The following is a 21,418-nucleotide window of genomic DNA, read 5'->3' as shown; positions in this document are numbered from 1 at the left end:
GTCTTATTGAATATCTTCTTGTTTAAAATCGGAAGGAAACTCACTGACGATCCATGCCCGTCCAATAAAAGCGCGCATATGCCCACCAGAATAAATACTCACTTCCGGCCTGATTATCTGCAATTGCGAATAGCCAGCTCTGGGAACTCGTGCAGCCTCAGTGCGCATAGTGTCGAAGTGCTTTCCGAGCAAATTTTGTAGATCAGGCAGAAATGGCCCATTCCAGCTCACTGCAAACACGATGCCATTAGCGTCTATATACTCTCGTACGGTCGTCCCAGTAGTAAGTACGGACTCTAAGATACGATAATTTTTCGGAGCAACAGCTACAGAGGAGGACAACGACTGTGACTTACGCACGTCAGCTTTATTATTAAAAGCACTGGGAGCGGCACCTAATTCCGCTTTAGCCGAACAACAAATCAGTACAAGGAAGACCGAGAGCAAGCTGCGCATAAAATGATCCTATTTTATTTAAACCACATACTGCCCCAGAACCGCGCACTCACCACGCTGGAACAGTTTTGGGAAAATCCGCTATTTACAAACACAATAGAAAAAGTGAGTGCCCCATTATGAGCATCAAAACAAGTCTTTGCTAGCGCGGCGACGCATTTATATCTATAGCCCAATTACAACAGAATAAGAAAGATAGATTATCCGACTTAAAAACAAAAAACCCGCATTCTCATAGTGAGTGATGCGGGTTTAAGTTCTTGCTAGTACTGCTTGAAACCTCTGCTTGGTGCCCGGAGCCGGAATTGAACCGGCACGACCTTACGATCGAGAGATTTTAAGTCTCTTGTGTCTACCAATTTCACCATCCGGGCACTTAATTTAGCTCTACGCCAGTTAATACATCCCCATGCGAGTGCCATTTCTAAAGCAGGCATTATTCTATCATAATGATCACTGTTTTTGAAAATCTAAAATCACGAATTATATAAACACTTCTTTTTTCAGAGAAAAGCTGGGGTGCCTTAGCCAATCGCGCACTCTTTTAAAATGCGACTCGTCAACCCAACGAAACTCACACGTATCATCAACTCAATTTCGGGACATATAAAAAATGTCATTTCGATGAAAAAACCACACAAAATAGCTTTGCGAAATATTTTTTCTGTTGTACCTTCTTGCTGTTCAGTTATCTGAATAAGTCAGAGATGCAGTAATGTAGTCCTACACATTAAAACCTTAGGAGTATCTTCATGTCGTTCAAAACTAAAATGATTCCATTGGCTGGCGCAATCGCTTTCGCATTTGCAGGTGCCGCAGCAGCTCAAGAAATGGTCGTAAAAATCGGTCACGTTGGTCCAGTTTCAGGCGCTATCGCCCATTTGGGTAAAGACAATGAAAACGGTGCCAAAATGGCAATCGAAGAACTGAACGCCAAGGGCGTCATGATCGGCGGCAAAAAAGTTAAATTCGAACTGCTGGCTGAAGATGACGGTGGCGATCCTAAACAAGGCACGACCGTAGCCCAAAAACTGGTTGATGCAAAAGTAAATGGCGTTATTGGTCACTTGAATTCAGGCACTACTATCCCAGCGTCGAAAATTTACAACGACGCAGGTATCGTACAAATTTCACCGTCGGCAACTAACCCTAAGTACACCCAACAAGGCTACAAAGGCGCATTCCGCGTAGTAGCGAATGATGGCCAATTAGGTGGCACTTTGGGTCGTTACGCAGTTCAAATCAACAAAGCAAAGAAAATTGCAGTAATTGATGATAAGACAGCCTACGGTGAAGGCGTTGCCGCTGAATTTATCAAAGGCGCAAAAGGTAAAGGCGCTGAAGTGGTTGTGCAAGAACATACAACTGACAAATCGACAGATTTTAGTGCTATTTTGACCACGATCAAAGCAAAAAATCCTGACGTGATTTTCTTTGGCGGCATGGATGCGGTTGCTGGTCCTATGTTGCGTCAAATGAAAGCATTGGGGATTACTGCGAAGTTTATGGGCGGCGATGGTATCTGCACCACAGATTTGGTTAAGCTCGCTGGTGATGGTATAGGTGAAGGCCAAGTGGTTTGTGCTGAAGCCGGTGGTGTTGTTGATGCGCAGAAAAAAGGCATGGACGACTTCAAAGTTGCTTACAAGAAGAAATTCGGTGTTGAAGTTCAGATCTACGCACCATATGTCTATGACTCTGTAATGGTCATGGTAGAAGCGATGAAACAAGCCAATTCTGCAGAATCTGCAAAATACTTGCCTATGCTGAAGAAAATGAAATACAAAGGCGTTACTGGTGATATCGCGTTTGATGATAAAGGTGACATCAAAGATGGTACTTTGACTTTGTTCACTTACAAAGCAGGCAAACGTGAACTGGTTCAGGTTGTAAAATAATTTCTGACTAGCTCTGAAAAATAAAAATGCTGTGGGTCGAAAGACTCACAGCATTTTTTATGTCTGCCGAAAATTGCTCCCGATACATCTGAGATGTTTTCGATGGCAACCTAACGCCGATTACGTTTGCTATTCAAACCATCAGCCAATTACTTAGTCGCCAAAATCCACTTTACCAAAGTACGCGCTTCAGCATCTGTCACTTGTGGATTTGCTGGCATAGGGATAGACCCCCATACACCGGTACCGCCCTTCATTACTTTGGCGACCAATTTATCCTCGGCAGTTTTATCACCTGCATATTTTTTCGCTACATCAACGTATCCCGGCCCCACCACTTTATTCGCGATCGCATGACAGGCCATGCAATTTTTTGACTTCGCCAAATCCGCATTTGCCATCACTGAAGCACTCGCGAAAACAGTCAACGCTGCCACTACCGATAAAGAAAATTTCATTAATTTCTCCTAGTTAAAAATCGACAAGTTTTATTTTACTACTTTCTCAAGCGCTAAAGACAGAACGTATATCAAGCCACAACAGTTGACCTTCTTTGAATTTACTTCTATCCTTTACCAAAAGGAAACTAAACATGCCACTTATTATCATTATTGCCGTACTCAGCCTCTTAAAATACTTTGAGGTTGGATTTGTCGATGCATTATCCTGGTGGTGGATCATTGGGCTGGCAGTATTTGCCTTTATCTACTTCGAGTTTCTCGAAAGAATGCTTGGTTTAGATAAACGCAAAGATCATGCTCACTTTGAGAAAATGAAAAAAGAACGGCTTAAGCGCTCGTTTGAGAAAGACAAATAGCTATTTTCTTGTAATATTCAGCTCGTTTCACGATCGCGATCAGACTTATGTCTGGGGATTAAACTGCCCCGATATGCCTATCCAATCATCGCTACCTGAACCTCACTAACACCCCTCAATGAACATAGAGTTGCGCCAACTTCGGTATTTTTTAGCCGTCGCCGAAGAAATGCACTTTGGACGCGCCGCAAATAAACTGCATATGACCCAACCGCCGCTATCGCAAGCGATACAGGTGTTAGAGGAAAATATTGGAGCGCAACTATTCATACGCACGACCCGCAGTATTGCCTTGACTGCGGCTGGATTAGCCTTAATTCCCGAGGCGAAAAAAATATTACAGCAAGCAGTCGCCCTTCCGCAACTAGTGCAACGCGCCGCCGCAGGTGAAATTGGAGAGCTATCACTAGCCTTCATTTCTATCGCTGATTACAGCATACTGCCGCCTTTTTTACGGCAGTTTCGACATCATCACAAAGATGTTCGGATAGAGTTGCGCGAGGCCACCAGTAATGTACAGCTTGAACTACTGGAAAAATCAGAAGTTGACGCCGGCCTATTGATCCCACCGATACCCCCTAAGCTAAGCGAAATCCTGAACTATCAAAAAGTATTATCTGAACCTTTGATATTGGCAGTTCCGGAAATTTTTTCTTCTCGAAAAAATTCACAGTACCTCTCTACTTATGCAGACTTGCCCTTGATTATTTTTCCGCGCAAGATTGCTCCATCTTTGCATGACACTATTTTGGGCTGCTTTCGGACCGAAGGGCTAACTCCTGCGATTGCGCAAGAAGCGATACAAATGCAAACCATCATTGGCCTGGTGTCCGCTGGTATGGGCATCGCTCTTGTGCCACAATCTGTGTCAAATTTAATCCGCCCCGGTGTAGTCTACTATCCTATGCCCAACTTGAACGCTAGGGTAGAGATAGGCATAGCCTGGCGCAAAGAAAATACATCCCCCGTACTTAAATCATTTCTAGATTTACTGAAAAATTAAGAAAGACATTCTGATGTTGATACACCCTAATCCAGATCCGGTAGCCATCAAGATCGGTTTTTTATCCATACATTGGTATGGATTGATGTATCTGGTCGCCTTCGCGCAATTTGTGGCACTCGGCAGGATTAGAATACGCCAGACGCATATCGCGGCACTTGGTTGGACCAAAGAAGATATCGACGACATGCTTTTTTACGGCGTGCTTGGTGTAATTCTCGGTGGCCGACTCGGTGAAGTCGTGTTTTATCAATTGCCACACTTCATGGCGAACCCCCTGGAAATTTTTGCGGTCTGGAAGGGCGGTATGTCTTTCCACGGTGGACTGATAGGTGTAATGATCGCGATGTATCTATGGGCGCGCAAAGCCAAACGCAATCTGGCCGATGTCTACGACTTTATCGCACCGCTAGTCCCACTTGGCTATGCAGCAGGACGCATCGGCAACTTCATTAATCATGAACTTCCAGGTCGAGTGGCATCTGCAGACTTACCATGGGCAATGATCTGGCCAGGACTTGACCACCCGGTCCATCCTTCGCCGATTTATCAAGCGCTGGTCGATGGTGTTTTGCTGTTCATCATTCTATGGCTATTCTCCAGGAAAGAGCGCCCTCGCCTTGCAGTTGGCGCTATGTTCGTCACTCTTTACGGCTGCGCAAGATTTTTCACAGAATATTTTCGCACCCCCGACTACGAAGTCAGCTTTTCTGGCTTGACCATTTCGGCTGGCCAAATGCTGTCGTTGCCTATGATACTAGTCGGTGGCTTGTTGCTTATTTGGGCTTACAGAAAACAACCTATAAACCAGTCACCTGAAATTGAACATAAAAATACAACGGCTCGCAAGAAAAATTCAAAAAAACAAAACTCCAGAAAGTAAGCCGAGATGTCAGAAGTTTTTTGTCAGGTCGTCGATCAGATAGCTTTTGTTACTCTGTCGAATCCAGGTAAACTTAATGCCCTTGATGTAGTTATGTGGGACTTTTTGCGCAAGCATTTTGATGCTCTATCAAGCGATGAGAATCTTCGCTGCATCATCCTTCGTGGTGCCGATAAAAATTTCGCTGCAGGCGCAGATATTGAAGAGTTTGCGAGCGTACGCAATTCGCTCACAAGCGGCATGCATTATCACAATCAGACCATAGCGCTGGCCTTAGCCTCTATTGCGCAATGTCAGCATCCAGTGATTGCTGCGATTGAGGGCGTGTGTGTAGGCGGCGGGCTGGAAATCGCCTGCGCCTGCGATATCCGGATTGCCGCCCCGACGGCCCGCTTTGGTATTCCGATTAATCGACTTGGCTTCCCTTTGGCACCCGGCGAATTACAAGGATTGCTTGCACTTACTGGTTCCGCTATCGCGCTAGAGATATTGCTAGAAGGCCGCGTATTCTCTGCGACTGAGGCAAAAGAGAAGGGATTAATACAACGCATTGCCGACGATGTTCAAAAGGAAGCGATGCTCAGTGCTAATCGCATCGCAGCAGGTGCGCCACTGGCAGCACGCGCGAATAAGCGAATGATCAGAAGATTGACTCTCAACCCCGAAGCCCTCAGCAAACAAGAAATGACGGAGGCTTTCGTCTTGCTGGAAAGTGCCGACTATAGCGAAGGCATCAACAGCTTCTTAGAAAAGCGACCAGCCCAATTTATAGGAAAGTAAAATTTTTATGCGCACTGCAAATGCCAATCTATATGCCTTGTTCGCCGCCAACTTCCCCGCCGATCGCTCGGCATGCTGCATAGAAACGCAGGACCAAAGATACTTTAGTTGGGACGACGTAGAACGCGCTAGCGCCAAAATTTCCAATTTACTCTGGAGCCTTGGCTTACAACCAGGCGCGCGCGTTGCAGTGCAGGTAGAGAAATCAGCTGAAGCACTAATTCTCTACCTAGCAACTTTACGTTCTGGGTATGTGTATTTACCACTCAATACCGCCTATAAATCGGCAGAAGTAGCTTACTTTATTCAAGATGCGCAACCGGAGGTAGTGATCTGTTCACCGCAACATTTTGGCTGGGTATCGCAATTGGCATTTCAGGCTGGCAGTCAACATGTATTTACGCTCGATGCGCCTGCAGAAGGGCGCAATGCGGGATCGCTTCTACAAAGAGCAATGGCTCACTCAGATCAGTTTTCAACAGTGATGAGTGCGCCCGATGATCTGGCTGCGATCTTGTACACGTCGGGTACAACCGGGCGCAGCAAAGGGGCGATGTTAAGCCACCAAAATCTTGCGTCAAATGCCCTCGCGCTACGCGCGGCATGGCATTGGAATAAAGACGATGTGTTATTACACACCCTCCCCTTATTCCATGTACATGGACTTTTCGTAGCAAGCCACGGCGCACTCATCAACGGCAGTAAGATGATCTTATTGCCGAAATTTGATGCGACTCAAGTCCTCGCCTATTTGCCGCGCAGCACCGTATTTATGGGGGTACCGACTTACTACGTACGCTTATTGCAAGAAGAGCTATTTTCGAAAGAACTATGCAAGAACATGCGTTTGTTTATTTCAGGGTCTGCACCGCTGCTGCTAGACACGTTTCAGACCTTTCAAACACGTAGTGGTCACACCATACTCGAACGCTACGGCATGAGCGAAACCACCATGCTCAGCTCCAACCCCTATCAAGGTGAGCGTAGAGGTGGAACCGTGGGATTTCCCTTAGCTGGTACCAAGATACGTATTATGAATTCCGACAATACAACATGCGGAGTCGATGAAATTGGCGACATACAAGTACAGGGCGCCAATGTATTCAAAGGCTATTGGAACATGCCGGAAAAGACGGCTGAAGAATTCAGCCTCGATGGATACTTCAAGACTGGTGATGTCGGCAAGTTCGATGAGAAATCCTACTTGCACATCATAGGGCGCAGCAAAGATTTGATTATTTCTGGCGGCTACAATGTGTATCCAAAAGAAATCGAGGGCCTCATTGACGATATGCCAGAAGTCGCCGAATCGGCGGTAATCGGTCTGCCGCATCTAGAATTTGGTGAGGCAGTCACTGCCGTGATCGTTTTACAAGCGAAGGCGCAGCTATCAGAGCAGTCTTTGATCTTGCGACTAAAAACCATGATTGCCAACTTCAAGGTGCCAAAACAGATTTTTTTCATTCAAGAATTGCCTCGCAATGCGATGGGCAAGGTGCAAAAAAATTTGCTGCGCCAGCAATACCAACAGAGATAACTATTTCTCTATCAGGCTCATCACGGCGCCCCACTCCTCGGTCGTCACCGGCGTAATGGAAAGACGATTGCCTTTTTTCAAAACCAGCATTTGCTCCAGCTCGGCGCAGCTACGTAGCTCTGATAAACCGAGCAATCGAGTCTTGCGCAAGGCTTTAACATCTACTAGCATCCAACGCGGGTTTTCCCGACTAGATTTAGGGTCAAAATACTTACCCGACGCGTCAAACTGCGTCTCATCCGGATATGCCAGGCTGGACACTTCAGCGATGCCAGCAATACCTGGCTCCGCGCAACTTGAATGATAAAACAACACACCATCTCCGATACGCATGGCATCCCGCATGAAATTTCGGGCTTGATAATTGCGCACTCCAAACCAGGCAATGGCAGGCAAGGCGAGAGCATCGTCGATGCTAACTTCTTCGGGTTCCGACTTCATTAACCAATAGGACATAAGAGGAAATAAATAAGGTGAGTCGGCGTCAGTCATACATAGCGGTGACGGATAAAACAAAAAATGGCAAGCCCGGATGCGCAATATCCATGCGCCTTTCCAAGCAGTAAGGCCCGAAAGGCGCATGGATATTGCGTGTTGAAGCAATCCTACCTAAAAAAATTCAGGATTAACGGACTAACTATCAACACATTATCATCAAGCTGCAGCAGTGTTTTCTATAGGGAGACCAGCTCACCATTAAAAAATCACGCTTTCAATAAAAAAGCACTCGCGAAAAAATCGCAAGTGCTTAGCAATAAGTCCCCACCAATGCCGCTATGCCGGCATCCTGAACCAGACGGTTCAAGTTGGCCACAGTCGTTTCAACTTCGGGTTCATCGAACTAGCGACGCTCACACCTGTCGAACAATTCCCGCAGCCTGTGCACATAAATGGTTCAAGGAATATATGGCACTGGCGAACACGGTAGGGAATTTAAGTTTACTCTCAACCGCGAATTCTCACTACCTTTTTTTCAATTAAATTAAGCAATAAGGAGTGAATTTAAAATAGATTTTCTTGTGGTGTCAGTGCTAAATCCAAAGTATCGTGCATGCTGAGAATTTTTTGTTTTACTTCCGCCATACTCAATCCAGACAAAGGTCCATCTGGAGATTTGGTCGCTAACAACTCAGTTGCTAAACTAAGCGCCGCCATCACAGCAATTCTATCGGTTCCTTTGACCTTGGCACTGTCGCGTATCACACACATTTTTTCATTCAGATAAGAAACAGCATTGAGCAAAGCTTTATCTTCCCCTGCTCTACATGCCAGGGTATAAGACTGTCCCATAATATTGACTTCTAGCTGTATCAAATTATTCTCCTTCATGCAAGATCCTCTTCTGCGTCTTCATCACTAGGTAATTGCGCCAACAACGCAGAGACGCGTTCATGCGCCTGCGACATGCGCAGTTGCAGATCGCCATTTTCCGCGACAAGTACGGCTGCAGCGCGGCGTAACTCAACATTCTCAAGTCTTAAGGCGTGCACCAATTCGGCCAAGCTCTCAACTTTATTTGCAAGTAATTCAAATTCAGAAATCATTTTAATCGCTTATTCTAGTGCCCTGTCAGACACGTCTACCTTCAGAATTTTTCACTTTCAACGACCGCATATTAGTCAGCGCTCCATGCGGTTATAGACAAGCTACTCTACATTATAAATGTAAAAATTAATTACTACACTACTATGATTATGAGCTTGTTTGAGACCAATCCGCTCAGTAATAATATGCAGCCGCCCCCAACAACCCAGGACAGGAATATTTGCTCACAAACGTAATAGAGGCTTTACTCAGTAAGCTAACATAGCAAGCGGTAGATCGATAAAATATGGCGTTTGCCAAACTTTAAGAAAAATAGGTTACTATTTGAGTATAGTTTGCCACTTGACATAGATTCCTGCTCATTTGTTCCTTTCAATACCATTGAATTGGAATGAAACGTCTCCAACTTAAGTTCATTGCTTGCTACCATCAAGGAGCTAGGTAATTGGAAGCGTCGAATGCGGCCTGCGATCAAAAATTCAGCTGAACATTCTTGTGGCGCTACCAACTTTTAATTTGCCATCTCAACGAGTAATCCATGAGCGAAAACATTATCTATGTAAGCGATGCTTCTTTTGAAGCTGACGTTTTAAAATCCGACAAACCTGTCCTGGTTGATTTTTGGGCGGAGTGGTGCGGTCCATGTAAAATGATTGCCCCTATTCTTGAAGAAGTTGCCAAGGATGCTGGCGGGAAATTTATTATTGCTAAAATGGATGTAGATGCAAATCAAGCCATCCCGGCTAAATTTGGCATTCGTGGCATCCCAACACTGATTTTGTTTAAAAATGGTGTTGCAGCAGCGCAAAAAGTAGGCGCTCTATCAAAAGGACAATTAACATCCTTTATCGATAGTAATATTTAAGGTAATATGCTGAAATAAATTTTCAAGCGATGTTGATACGTCGCTTGAAAAGCAGTGCAAATATTAAAGACACTCTATTTTTTAGAAAACTGCCCTGACGATACACTGGGCGCAGTTAAAAACATCACACTGTAGTTCACTTCTTCTCACTCCCCCACCTACATATCCCATCTCGGGACACTCACCATGCACTTATCAGAATTAAAGGCGTTACACGTCTCAGCCTTGCTAGAAATGGCCGTAGGCTTAGATATCGACAATGCCGCACGGATGCGCAAACAAGAACTGATGTTCGCAATCCTTAAGAAACGCGCCAAATCAGGCGAGCAAATTTTTGGCGATGGAGCACTGGAAGTTTTGCCGGATGGCTTTGGCTTTCTGCGCTCGCCAGATGCAAGTTATATGGCATCGACCGACGACATCTATATCTCGCCTTCGCAAATTCGCCGCTTTAATCTGCATACTGGTGACTCGATCGAGGGAGAAGTACGTACACCAAAAGATGGTGAGCGTTATTTTGCCCTGGTGAAAGTAGACAAGGTCAACGGTGAATCACCTGAAGCATCGAAACACAGAATTCTGTTTGAGAATTTAACACCTCTGCACCCTAACGTTCCCTTACGCTTAGAGCGTGAAATGAACGGGCAAGAAAACATCACCGGTCGTATCATCGATTTGATAGCCCCGATCGGTAAAGGCCAACGTGGCTTACTAGTGGCTTCACCAAAATCTGGTAAATCCGTTATTCTGCAACACATCGCCCACGCAATTACCGCCAACCATCCGGATATCACGCTGATTGTTTTGCTAATTGACGAACGTCCTGAAGAAGTGACCGAAATGCAGCGTTCGGTGCGTGGTGAAGTGGTGGCATCGACCTTTGATGAGCCTGCAACGCGGCACGTGCAAGTGGCTGAAATGGTGCTGGAAAAAGCTAAACGTCTGGTCGAAATGAAGAAAGACGTGGTAATTTTGCTGGACTCAATCACCCGTCTGGCACGCGCTTACAATACCGTCATCCCTGCTTCCGGCAAGGTATTGACCGGTGGTGTTGACGCTAACGCACTGCAACGTCCAAAACGTTTCTTCGGCGCCGCTCGTAACATCGAAGAAGGTGGATCACTGACCATCATTGCAACCGCTTTGATCGAAACCGGTAGCCGCATGGATGACGTGATTTTTGAAGAGTTCAAGGGTACCGGCAATATGGAAGTACACCTTGAGCGTCGCTTGGCAGAGAAACGCGTTTACCCTGCGATCAATCTGAACAAGTCAGGCACCCGTCGCGAAGAGTTACTGATCAAGCCTGATCAACTGCAAAAAATTTGGATCTTGCGCAAGCTGCTGTATAGCATGGACGAAATCGAAGCGATGGAATTCATCCTCGACAAGATGAAAGCGACTAAAAACAACGCAGAGTTTTTTGAAATGATGCGTCGCGGAGGCTAAGCCCTTCAAAGTTTAGACTGATAACGATACATCGCTATCAGCAATAAAAAAACCCGCTAGCTTTTCCAAGCTAGCGGGTTTTTTATTGCCTTAGTTATTTGGCTGCAAAACGATTCGACCGATCCCAACCACCGCCAAGCGCTTTATACAAACTAGCCAAGGCCGATAAATGCGCACGCTGAGTCTCAACCAAACTAGTCTCGGTTTGCTGCAAATCACGCTGCGCATTTAGGACTTCGAGATAACTGCTGTAACCATTTTTGTAGCGTAAATCTGCCAGACGCAAAGAGTCTTTCAAAGCTAGCACTCTGCGATTGCTGGCAAGATAAACGTTTTCGTTGGCCGTTGCGTTATTCAAGGCGTCATGCACATCGCGAAATGCGCCCTGCACCGCTTGCAGATATTGCGCCAGCGCCTGATCCTTGCGCGCCTCGGCCCCCGATACTACTGCGCCGATCGCCCCTGCTCGAAAGATAGGCTGCACCAGATTGGCACCGACATTCCACAACAGAGACGCTGGATCGAGCAAATCGCGGAATACACGAGACTCACCACCGATACCCGTAGTCAACTTAACGCTAGGAAAATACAGCGCCTTAGCCTGACCGACGTCCGCATTGGCGGCCACCAGCGCTTGTTCGGCGGAGATGATATCAGGACGGCGATTCAGCAAATCGGATGATATATCCACAGGCAAATTCACATGCTGATACAAGTCGCCTATACTGCTACCCCGCGCTAAAACGGGATTGGCAATCGCATTAGGAGAACGCCCCAGTAGCACGCTAAGAGCAGACTCGGTATTGGACAGCGTCTGTTTTGCCTGTGCCGTTACGATTTCTGCAGCAGCCATTTCTGACTCTGCCAAATGTAAATCAAGTTCACCGATAGATCCTGCTGCGTATCGTTTTTTCTGCAAACGCAGATTTTCCTGCCTGGTACTCAAACTCGCTTCAGCCAGCGCTACTTGGCCATCATAGGCCCGCAAGGCAAAATAAGTTTGCGCCAGATTCGCGTACAAAGTACTTTGTACCAGGCCACGGTTGGCTTCTTGTGCCAACAAGCGTGCTCTCGCAGCTTCATCGGCGCGCGCCAGTTTGCCCCAGAAATCAACTTCATACGAGGCATTCAAACCAAGCTGAAAATCTTTGGCGACAGGGTTAGCTCCTAAGCCCAATTTCCCGGCATTTTCGCTGGTACGGCTTTTACTGCCACTCAGGGTGGCATCAACAACCGGGTAACGACTAGAATTGGTCCCGGTCGCGGTAGCCTGCGCCTCTTGTATGCGTGCAGCAGCCAAGGCAAGATCCTGATTATGTGCCGCAGCTTCTTCCAGCAAGCTGTTCAGTACTGGATCTTGCAAGCTTTTCCACCAAGCCAGCAAGTCGACCGGACTGGCGGCCTTGGACTGGACTGATCCAATTGCAGCATTAAAGTTAGACGGTGTTTCTAGTACCGGCCGCTGGTAATCTGGACCTACCGAACTGCAGCCAGCCAAAGCCAGACTCGCTGCGAGAATACTCATTGTGAATGTAGTTCTGAGCATGACTATTCCTTTCCAGTGACAACTGGCGCGTTGTGCAAAATATGTACAGGATGATCAAAATCCTGCTCGGTAGTTTTAAGGCGCTTGTCGTTGATCAATTTAAAAAACAAGGGGACAAAGAAAATCGCCAGGAAAGTGGCGGCCAGCATGCCACCCAAGACACCGGTACCGAGCGACTGCCGTGCCGCAGCGCCTGCGCCGTGCGAGAACGCCAACGGCACGACACCAAGAATGAAGGCCAGCGAAGTCATTAGTATCGGCCTGAAGCGCAAGCGCGCAGCTTCCAGTACTGCAGCAACCGGTGCATAACCTTCATGTACTTTCATGACGGCAAACTCGACGATCAAAATCGCATTTTTTGCCGACAAGCCTAGCAAGGTCACAAGACCAATCTGAAAATACACGTCGTTATTGAAGTGACGCAGATACACCGCCAGCAAGGCCCCAAAGATACCAAAAGGCATCGCCAACAACACCGAGAACGGCAACGACCATTTTTCGTATTGCGCTGCCAGGATCAGGAAAATCATCAGAACCCCCGCTCCCAATGCCAGCCCTGCCGCATTGCTACTGCGTTTTTCCTGGAACGATGCACCACCCCAGTCATACACAACATCAGTAGGTAAAACAGATTTGGCGGCACGTTCCATGGCAGCGATCGCCTGCCCAGAACTAAAACCTGGCTTGGCCTCGCCCAATAATTTAATCGATGGCAATGCATTGAAGCGCTGCACCGAATCCGGACCGGAAATATACTTGACCGCGGTAAAGGCGCGCATAGGTATCATCTGCCCCGCGGCAGAACGCACATACATGCTTCCAATATCATCTGGCTTGGCGCGATACTGGCCTTCGGCCTGCAACTGCACGGTGTAAATACGGCCATTTTTATTAAAATCATTGACGTAATAACTGCCCATGGTGGCCGCCAGCGTATTGTAAATATCGGACAGGGCCACACCCATGGCGCGCGCTTTTTCATTATCGACGTCGACATAAATTTGCGGTGAATTAGCTTGCCACAGAGTTTTCACGCCGGCCAATTCGGGCTGCTTATTTGCTTCTGCGATTAATTTCGGCAACAATTCAGCCAGACGTTTTACTCCGCCCTCGCCCATGTTTTGCAAATAGAATTCAAAGCCGCCGGTTTGCCCCAAACCTTGTATGGCAGGTGGGCTAAAGAATAAAGGCATACCTTCCTTGATACGACCGGTTTTCATATAGCTTTCGCCCACCATCTGCTGCGCCGACTGAGTGCGTTCCTCCCAAGGCTTCAGCGGAAAGAACATGGTCGCAGCCGAGGACTTCAAGCCACCACCGCCAAGAAAATCAAGTCCGACCAAAGAGAAAGTCGTGTCGATATTCTTATTCGTCTTCATTACGTCTTCAACCTGACGCACCATATTATTGGTGCGATCCAGTGACGCACCTTCTGGCATGATGGCCGCACCAATGAAATATCCCTGATCTTCGTCTGGCACCAAGCCTCCGGGTACATTTTTCCAGAGCAGACCAGTGATAACGATCATGCCGGCAAAGACAGCAATACCCAGTACGGCACGTTTCAAGAAGAAAGTCACGCCATTGGTATAGTGCTTAGTCAGACGCAGGAAAGCGCCATTAAACCAGGTAAAGAAACGATTATGATTTTCCGCGCCGGGCTTAAGCAACAGCGCACACAAGGCGGGTGTCAGTGTCAAAGCAACCAAACCTGACAACACCACTGCGATCGAAATCGTGACCGAAAACTGACGATACAGCTCACCCGCTAAACCACCGAGGAAGGCAATCGGGCCAAAGGCTGCCACCAATACCAGCACAATCGCAATCACCGGTCCTGTCACTTCATGCATCGCCTCTATTGCTGCATCTTTCGGCGTCATACCCTCTTCGTTCATTAAACGCTCGACGTTCTCGAGCACCACGATAGCGTCATCGACCACGATCCCGATCGCGAGCACCATACCAAACAGTGTCAGGGTATTGATGCTATAGCCGAGTAGATGCAAGCCCGCCATCGTACCGATTAAAGAGACCGGCACTGCCAGAGTTGGAATAATCGTGGCGCGCCAGCTTTGCAGAAACAGGTACACCACGATGAACACCAACACCATCGCTTCTCCCAGAGTCTTCAAGACCTCAGCAATCGACTCGGTCACGAACGGAGTCGTATCGTAAGGAGTGGAATACTCCATCCCTTCAGGAAACTTCGCTTTCAAAGTCTGTAAAGTTTGCTCAACTGCCTTACGGGTATCGAGCGCATTCGCACCGGTTTGCAAGAACACCCCAATGTTGGCGGACGGATGTCCATTGACGCGCCCATACAGGTTGTAATCTTTAGAGCCCAATTCCACACGCGCTACATCTTTTATCCGTATAGCGGCACCGCCCTTTGCACTTCTGACGATGATATTGGCAAATTCAGCCGGTTCCAGCAAGCGCCCCTTCGCGGTCACTGTCATAGTCAGTTCTTCCGAATTATTCGGTGGAGCACCAACTTTACCAGCAGCGTATTGGGCATTTTGTTCGGTAATCGCATTTGAAATATCGGCGACCGTGACACCTAATTGCGCCATGCGGTCTGGCCGCATCCAAATGCGCATCGCATAATCTTTAGCACCAAAAATCTGGACATTGGTCGTACCCGGCACTCGTTTCAATGCATCAAGTACGTTTTGAGTCGCGTAATTGGACAGGAAAAGTGCGTCATAACGATTGTCAGGCGAGTACAAAGCTGCCACCACCAAAAAATTCGACGAGCTTTTTGAGACCGTAACACCTTGACGTCGCACTTCCTGCGGCAACTTGGCATCAGCCTGGCGTACCCGATTGTTCACGTTAACGGCGGCGATATCAAGATTGGTGCCAACCTCGAAGGTGACATTAATCGAGACACGGCCATCAGCCGACGAGACCGAATCCATGTACAGCATGTGTTCGACACCATTGATTTGCTCTTCAATCGGTGCAGCAACGGTACGTTCCACCACTTCGGCAGAGGCGCCTGGATAAATCGCGGTGACGTTGACCACCGGAGGAGCGATTTCCGGATAGCGTGAAATTGGCAGGACGCGCAAGGCGGCCAAGCCAGCCAGCACAATAATCAACGACAAGACTGTCGCGAAGATAGGCCGGTTAATGAAAAATTTTGAAAACATAGTCTATTCCTTAAGGCCTTAGCTTAGTGTGCAGCGGGTGTACTGGCGGCTGGTTTGGCGGGCGAAACTGCTGGAGCAACTGCCGATGCAGGACCAGCGGCATCTTTAGCAGCCAGTGCCACTGGTGTCACCGTCATGCCCGGCGTATGCGCCTTAATCACGCCATCGACCAACACGCGATCCCCATTTTGCAAGCCCTTGGTGACTATCCACTCACCATTACTCCAACCATCTAACTCTACTGGCCTTGGCGCGAGTTTATTGTCAGGAGTTACCATGAACACCATCTTGCCCATAGGTCCGTCTATTACAGCTCGTTGTGGTACCGCCGTCGCGCCAGTACGGGTCGCCCCATTGAGCGAGACACGGACAAATTGGCCTGGACGCAAAGTCCCTTCAGGATTGGCAATTTCAGCCCGTGCATCAAACCCACCGGTAGCTGGGTTAACTTTCTCGCTGACAAAATTCATTTTTCCAGCGGTTGGAAACAAGCTTCCATCGGCTAACTTGACTTTAATATCAAAGCCCAAGCTGCCGTTACTAGCGCGTTTACTTGGCAGGGCTATTTTCCCACTGCCCAATTCACTACTTACTTTTAAAAAATCCGCTTCCGGAATACTAAAGTTCACATACACAGGATCAGTCTGGACGATAGTAGTGAGCAAACTATCTGACGGGGTCAGTAAGCTACCGTTCGATTTGGCGGCAATCCCGGTCACACCTGAAATCGGTGCGACTACCTTGGTATATCCCAGGTTAAGCCTGGCTTCGTTGACTTGGGCGCGCACTTGGCGCAAGGCAGCATCAGCAGCTTCAAAACTAGATTTTGCATCATCAAATTCTTTCTGGCTGATGGCTTTATCAGCCGCCAGCGGTGTCAGGCGCGCGAGTTCGCGTTTCGCCTGATTCAGTTTCGCTTCGCTTACGCCGGCCGCTGCTTCTGCCGAGGCAAGTTGGGTCTGGTAGGTACCCGGGTCGATCTGAAACAACACCGTACCGGCCTTCACGCGTGAACCTTCTTCATACAGGCGGTTTTCCAGAATACCAGAAATACGTGCCCTCACTTCGGTCTCGCGGGAACCGGAAGTTTGTCCTGCATACTCAAAATTGACCGCCAGATTTTTCGCCTGCACGGTCACCACATTCACTTCAGGCGGAGGCATATTACCCGCAGCATTGGCAGCGCCATCTTGCTTGCCACATGCCGCCAGTGCTAGCAAAGGCAGACTAATTGCAGCCAGACGCAAGGCTTTGACGGTCGAAGATTCATACGTCGAAGCATGAATGCTAAAAGGATGACGTAGTCGCGCAGAGAGGGTGTTATTAGAAGAGCTCATAGAGATATTTTCTGTAGGTAGAAGCGGAAAACAAGGATTATGCTACAATATACATTCACGAATGTTTGTAAAGAAGCGAGTATAACCTCTTTTTGAAAAACTTTTTTGAAGCGAAGAAAAATACGCTTTGAGCAAACCAGAATTATTAAACCGGCAGGCTCAGTGCGCAATACCCATGCGGCTTTCAAAGCATACTGGCTGGGAACCCGCATGGATAGTGCGCTCCAGGCCGATGTACTTTAGCAATCATGAAGAAGCCTCTACCATGCACGCGCTGCCAGGGCCAGTTAGTAAAAAGCGCGCAGAGATAAATTTATCAAGGTCGCGAAAGGAAACACATGATGGTCAGAAAAACCAAGGAAGAAGCGCAGGAGACCTACTCCGCCCTTCTCGACGCAGCGGAGCAGGTCTTCAGCGAAAAAGGCGTAACGCGCACCACGCTCAATGAAGTTGCCTGCGCTGCAGGCATGACACGCGGCGCCATTTATTGGCACTTTAAAGATAAAACGGCCCTATTTCAAGCCATGTGCGACCGCGCCTTCCTACCGATGGACTCCCTGCTCAATGAAATCGCCAACGCACCGGATAAGGACCCTATTGACGCATTACGTCAGATGATGGTGCACTTGCTCAAACAGATCGCTACCGATAAAAGACAGCGTAAAGTGTTCGATATCATTTTCCATCGTTGCGAAAAAACGGAAGAAATGGCTTTTTTTGTACTGGAGCAGGAGAAGCGAGCAGAATGCCTGTCCCAGATGGAGGTCATCTTACAAGTAGCGGTCACCCAAGGCGTCCTACCTACCGCAACCAATACCCAAATCGCCATGCAAGCGATTCACGCCTACGTAATCGGACTCATACATGAATGGTTGGTCGATACCAATGCTTACAACCTGGAACAACATGCCGAAGAAATGATGGATATATTTTTGGCTGGCTTAGTTGCCCGTCCGCCATTAAAAAAGTGTTATTCCCAATTGCCACCTTAGCGATAACAAGTCCGCCTATTAACAGATAAGCGGCAACATTAGTCGTTAAAGGCTAAACCGGCAACCGCCAGTGAAAGCGCAATGCCAGCGCGCGCAGAAAAAAACATACTGCAATACCAGCCAGCAAAGCTGCCGACTCCGTCGCATGCATTTTCTCCATCAACAAATACGTCCAGCAGCCGACAAAAGAGCAAGTCGCGTACAGTTGACCGCGTTTAAACACCAAGGGGATTTCATTGCAAATAACATCACGCAAGACGCCACCAAAAATTCCGGTAATCACCCCCATCATGACACAGACAAACATAGGCATCTGGGCATCCGCGGCCAAGGAGGCACCGGTAACACTGAACAAGCCCAAGCCCAAAGCATCGGCATAATTAATCGCCTTTTCAGCAAACGCGTGCTGCAAATGGCGCGAAAAAGGGATAGCGATCAGCGCCATTATAAAAATAAAAATTGGATATTGTTGATGCTCCACCCAAAATAGCGGTCGTCTATCAAGCAACAAATCCCTCAAAGTACCACCACCAAACGCAGTAATAAAGGCGACGGTAAATACGCCAACCGCATCCATTTTTTTTTGACGCGCCTCAATAAATCCGGAACAGGCAAAAGCGATCACACCCGCCACCTCTACCGCCTGCAAAACTGTACTCATTTCCAAATGCAAAGCTTTCATTTCTAATCCATAGTCGAGGTTAGCTACAATTTTCAGCGGAATTTTAAAGCGTAAAACATAAAATATGCAAAATAGATAATTAAAAATATCCAAACAGCCGCAATAAGACGGCCGCCACATCGATTTATAGTGCATATTTCGCAGACCAAAGTGCCACGGCAGACTACATTAAGAAAACTCAGGTCAAGTCCTTCACTTAGGATGGATAAAAACTGTGTTTTCATTGTATAATCAGCAGCTTGGCATCAAGTTGATACCAATTTTAACCTAGGCAAGTGATACTCAATCGGGTCAAGAAGCAAGGCGACCGACGAAGTGCGTATTGGCTACCCATATTTTTCAGAGGCAAGCATGAAAGACGGCATACACCCAAATTATCGTGAAGTTTTGTTCCACGATGTTTCTAACGATTTCAAATTCGTCACACGTTCGACTATCAACACACGTGACAAAATGGAATTCGAAGGTAAAGAATATCCACTAGTGAAGATTGAGGTTTCTGCAGAATCCCATCCTTTCTACACTGGTAAGCATAAAATTGTTGATACCGCTGGTCGCGTTGATAAATTCCGCAAAAAATTCGGTACTGTTGGTTCTAAAACCTCAGTTGTTGAATAAGCGATATTGCAATTGTTGTAAAAAAAAAGGCAGCCCTAGCTGCCTTTTTTTTAATCTAATCAGACACTACGCCATCGAGAGATATGAAGCCTGTCCGCCTTCCTGCCGCCGCGACTAATGCCCTGCCACGCTGGGTTATTTTCTCCCTATGTCTACTCTATATTTTGCCAGGATTGATAGGCCGTGACCCTTGGAAGGGCGATGACGCCTCCAGCTTTGGGATTATGTGGACAATGGCCAATGGCGGCATCCAGGATTGGCTATGGCCACATATTGTTGGCTTGCCAATGCCAGAAAAAGGTCCACTCGCATTTTGGCTAGGCGCAATTTGCATTAAATTATTTGGCTGGATTTTCGGTGCCCCTATGGCAGCACGTCTATCGACTGGACTGTTTTTCATGCTGGGCGCACTTTCAGTCTGGTACACCACGTATTTACTCGGTAGAAGAACCGAGGCACAACCGCTCAAGCTTGCCTTTGGCGGTCAACCAGAACCGAAAGATTTTGGCAGAACTTTAGCCGATGGCGCTTTACTGATTTATCTCGGCAGCCTCGGTCTTTTGGTACGTAGCCATGAAACTAGCGCAGAAACCTTACAAATTTCATTAGTGGCCTATGCGCTCTACCTCAGTGCCAGACTATTTGACGCGGCAACAAAAAAGACCGCCCTTAAATTAGGCTTGATACTAGGCTTGATGGTACTCACCCGTGGTTGGGTTCTTCCTGTTACCTTATTTTTTAGTTTGCTAGCAATGAGTTTTTATCATCAGCAAAAACAGTATCGCCTACTAATCAGTATCGTTGCCCCAACTGGGATACTCATCGCGGCCAGTTGGTTGCTTGCGATCCTGGCATTACGCCCCTATGACAGCTCGCCTTATCCGGCATGGATGGTTTGGAACTACCGCCAAATTGGCTTACCGACACTCGCAAGCGTGAGCTATTTTTTCAAATACAGCATCTGGTTTGCCTGGCCGGCCTGGCCGTTTGCAGCATGGGCAGTCTACGCATGGCGCAAACAGGAACGCGCGCTGCATATTTTATTGCCAATCACGTTTTTATTCTGCTTCGCCTTGCTCGCGGTCATCAACAACAATCCGGAAGAAGGCATATTACTGCCTATGCTGCCCCCTCTAGCCATACTCGCAGCGTTCGGCTTGCCGACAATGAAACGCAGTGCGATCAATGCAGTAGACTGGTTCGCGGTGATGATACTGACAGGTGTCGCAACTACCGTTTGGTTATACTGGATTGCACAACAAACCGGCTGGCCTCTGGGAATGGCTAAGAAAGTCATCAGCTGGGCACCCGACTACCATGCCCAATTTGGCGTCATCAGTTTCTTGATTGCACTGTTTGCTAGCATTGCCTGGTGTCGTTTGGTGTATTGGCGAATTTCCCGTCAACCTTCGGTTTTGTGGCGCGCAGTGGTCCTTTCGGGTGGTGGTGCGATTTTATGCTGGCTACTACCGATGACGCTATTTCTTCCTTTAATCAATCAAAGGATTAGCTACATTCATGTGGCGCAACAAATTTCAGAAAAGTTAAACACCACTTATAAATGTATAGAGAGCGACGTAGGCCCTTCCCAGCGCGCCTCCTTCGCCTATTTCGGAAAACTAAAATTTGCTGTCTTCTCAGATCAGGCCTGCGATGTTCTCTTATTACAAAATAACACGCCATCACAACTCAAAGCTCTGGTTGCCACCGATGGCAATCTTCAGGAAAGTTGGCAATTACTTTGGTCGGGTCGCCGCACAGCAGACAAAGATGAACTTTTTTTGTTATATCGAAAAAAATAGATTTCTTAATTTAAAGTAAATTAACGATCGCTTAATTTAAAGTAAATTAA

Annotated in this window: 20 protein-coding genes, 1 tRNA gene and 1 other RNA gene; 11 read left to right on the top strand and 11 right to left on the bottom strand. The window is 47.4% G+C overall.

Annotation, left to right across the window (positions count from 1 at the left end; genetic code table 11):
* Positions 1–3: 3 nt before the first annotated feature.
* Together ACO0K8_RS11755 and ACO0K8_RS11750 are read right to left on the bottom strand one after the other, a co-directional pair.
* Positions 4–456, bottom strand: coding sequence for a DUF2844 domain-containing protein (locus ACO0K8_RS11755; protein WP_422946839.1), 453 nt, complete (start codon positions 454–456; stop codon positions 4–6).
* 287 nt (positions 457–743) lie between these two features.
* Positions 744–830 (bottom strand) — tRNA-Leu (locus ACO0K8_RS11750).
* A 378-nt stretch (positions 831–1,208) separates the two neighbouring features.
* Here ACO0K8_RS11750 and ACO0K8_RS11745 point away from each other — a divergent pair.
* Complete coding sequence (locus ACO0K8_RS11745) at positions 1,209–2,354, top strand: branched-chain amino acid ABC transporter substrate-binding protein (protein WP_422946838.1); 1,146 nt, start codon at positions 1,209–1,211, stop codon at positions 2,352–2,354.
* A gap of 149 nt (positions 2,355–2,503) precedes the next feature.
* On the opposite strand, the gene ACO0K8_RS11740 is transcribed toward ACO0K8_RS11745, so the two are convergent.
* Entirely contained in the window at positions 2,504–2,812 is a 309-nt protein-coding gene (locus ACO0K8_RS11740; protein ID WP_422946837.1) for a c-type cytochrome, read from the bottom strand.
* Between the two features lie 134 nt (positions 2,813–2,946).
* Between ACO0K8_RS11740 and ACO0K8_RS11735 the strand changes: the two genes are divergently transcribed.
* The 5 genes from ACO0K8_RS11735 to ACO0K8_RS11715 all read left to right on the top strand — a co-directional run bounded on the left by ACO0K8_RS11735 (position 2,947) and on the right by ACO0K8_RS11715 (position 7,374).
* Entirely contained in the window at positions 2,947–3,171 is a 225-nt protein-coding gene (locus ACO0K8_RS11735) for a TIGR04438 family Trp-rich protein (RefSeq protein WP_422946836.1), read from the top strand.
* 118 nt (positions 3,172–3,289) lie between these two features.
* The gene (locus tag ACO0K8_RS11730; protein ID WP_422946835.1) at positions 3,290–4,174 is read left to right on the top strand and encodes a LysR family transcriptional regulator; all 885 of its coding nucleotides are present in this window, start codon (positions 3,290–3,292) and stop codon (positions 4,172–4,174) included.
* A 13-nt stretch (positions 4,175–4,187) separates the two neighbouring features.
* The gene (gene lgt, locus ACO0K8_RS11725; RefSeq protein ID WP_422946834.1) at positions 4,188–5,057 is read left to right on the top strand and encodes a prolipoprotein diacylglyceryl transferase; all 870 of its coding nucleotides are present in this window, start codon (positions 4,188–4,190) and stop codon (positions 5,055–5,057) included.
* A gap of 6 nt (positions 5,058–5,063) precedes the next feature.
* A complete protein-coding gene (locus ACO0K8_RS11720) occupies positions 5,064–5,837 on the top strand; it encodes an enoyl-CoA hydratase/isomerase family protein (RefSeq protein WP_422946833.1) in 774 nt (257 codons plus the stop codon).
* Positions 5,838–5,844: 7 nt separating this feature from the next.
* On the top strand, positions 5,845–7,374 hold the full coding sequence (locus tag ACO0K8_RS11715) for a malonate--CoA ligase (RefSeq protein WP_422946832.1): 1,530 nt from the start codon (positions 5,845–5,847) through the stop codon (positions 7,372–7,374).
* Here ACO0K8_RS11715 and ACO0K8_RS11710 read toward each other — a convergent pair whose 3' ends face one another.
* The 4 genes from ACO0K8_RS11710 to ACO0K8_RS11695 all read right to left on the bottom strand — a co-directional run bounded on the left by ACO0K8_RS11710 (position 7,375) and on the right by ACO0K8_RS11695 (position 8,918).
* Positions 7,375–7,830: an EVE domain-containing protein gene (locus ACO0K8_RS11710; RefSeq protein ID WP_422946831.1), complete on the bottom strand. Its 456-nt coding sequence runs from the start codon at positions 7,828–7,830 to the stop codon at positions 7,375–7,377.
* A gap of 299 nt (positions 7,831–8,129) precedes the next feature.
* A non-coding RNA gene (gene ssrS, locus ACO0K8_RS11705) (6S RNA) lies at positions 8,130–8,308 on the bottom strand.
* Between the two features lie 68 nt (positions 8,309–8,376).
* Complete coding sequence (locus tag ACO0K8_RS11700; protein ID WP_422946972.1) at positions 8,377–8,688, bottom strand: cell division protein ZapA; 312 nt, start codon at positions 8,686–8,688, stop codon at positions 8,377–8,379.
* Positions 8,689–8,699: 11 nt separating this feature from the next.
* Positions 8,700–8,918: a DUF904 domain-containing protein gene (locus ACO0K8_RS11695; RefSeq protein ID WP_422946830.1), complete on the bottom strand. Its 219-nt coding sequence runs from the start codon at positions 8,916–8,918 to the stop codon at positions 8,700–8,702.
* Between the two features lie 539 nt (positions 8,919–9,457).
* On the opposite strand from ACO0K8_RS11695, the gene trxA reads away from it, so the two are divergent.
* Positions 9,458–9,784: a thioredoxin TrxA gene (gene trxA / locus ACO0K8_RS11690; protein WP_422946829.1), complete on the top strand. Its 327-nt coding sequence runs from the start codon at positions 9,458–9,460 to the stop codon at positions 9,782–9,784.
* 186 nt (positions 9,785–9,970) lie between these two features.
* The gene (rho, locus tag ACO0K8_RS11685; protein ID WP_126768767.1) at positions 9,971–11,233 is read left to right on the top strand and encodes a transcription termination factor Rho; all 1,263 of its coding nucleotides are present in this window, start codon (positions 9,971–9,973) and stop codon (positions 11,231–11,233) included.
* A 94-nt stretch (positions 11,234–11,327) separates the two neighbouring features.
* On the opposite strand, the gene ACO0K8_RS11680 is transcribed toward rho, so the two are convergent.
* The 3 genes from ACO0K8_RS11680 to ACO0K8_RS11670 are packed head-to-tail and all read right to left on the bottom strand — an operon-like array spanning position 11,328 to position 17,274.
* Entirely contained in the window at positions 11,328–12,779 is a 1,452-nt protein-coding gene (locus ACO0K8_RS11680) for an efflux transporter outer membrane subunit (protein WP_422946828.1), read from the bottom strand.
* 2 nt (positions 12,780–12,781) lie between these two features.
* The gene (locus tag ACO0K8_RS11675) at positions 12,782–15,937 is read right to left on the bottom strand and encodes an efflux RND transporter permease subunit (RefSeq protein WP_422946827.1); all 3,156 of its coding nucleotides are present in this window, start codon (positions 15,935–15,937) and stop codon (positions 12,782–12,784) included.
* A 23-nt stretch (positions 15,938–15,960) separates the two neighbouring features.
* Positions 15,961–17,274: an efflux RND transporter periplasmic adaptor subunit gene (locus ACO0K8_RS11670; protein ID WP_422946826.1), complete on the bottom strand. Its 1,314-nt coding sequence runs from the start codon at positions 17,272–17,274 to the stop codon at positions 15,961–15,963.
* A 338-nt stretch (positions 17,275–17,612) separates the two neighbouring features.
* On the opposite strand from ACO0K8_RS11670, the gene ACO0K8_RS11665 reads away from it, so the two are divergent.
* Positions 17,613–18,266, top strand: coding sequence for a TetR family transcriptional regulator (locus ACO0K8_RS11665; RefSeq protein ID WP_422946825.1), 654 nt, complete (start codon positions 17,613–17,615; stop codon positions 18,264–18,266).
* 52 nt (positions 18,267–18,318) lie between these two features.
* Here the strand turns inward: ACO0K8_RS11665 and ACO0K8_RS11660 are convergent, their stop codons facing one another.
* Positions 18,319–18,948, bottom strand: a complete 630-nt coding sequence (locus ACO0K8_RS11660) for a trimeric intracellular cation channel family protein (protein ID WP_422946824.1) — start codon at positions 18,946–18,948, stop codon at positions 18,319–18,321.
* 351 nt (positions 18,949–19,299) lie between these two features.
* Here ACO0K8_RS11660 and ACO0K8_RS11655 point away from each other — a divergent pair, with 351 nt between their 5' ends.
* Entirely contained in the window at positions 19,300–19,566 is a 267-nt protein-coding gene (locus ACO0K8_RS11655; protein WP_126128773.1) for a type B 50S ribosomal protein L31, read from the top strand.
* An 83-nt stretch (positions 19,567–19,649) separates the two neighbouring features.
* On the top strand, positions 19,650–21,368 hold the full coding sequence (locus ACO0K8_RS11650) for an ArnT family glycosyltransferase (protein ID WP_422946823.1): 1,719 nt from the start codon (positions 19,650–19,652) through the stop codon (positions 21,366–21,368).
* The last annotated feature ends 50 nt before the right edge of the window (positions 21,369–21,418 follow it).

This window comes from Undibacterium sp. Ren11W, assembly GCF_049340485.1.
In the GTDB taxonomy this organism is placed as follows: domain Bacteria; phylum Pseudomonadota; class Gammaproteobacteria; order Burkholderiales; family Burkholderiaceae_D; genus Undibacterium.
Note: the sequence above shows the minus strand (reverse complement) of the source record. Positions and strands in the feature narration are given on the sequence as shown.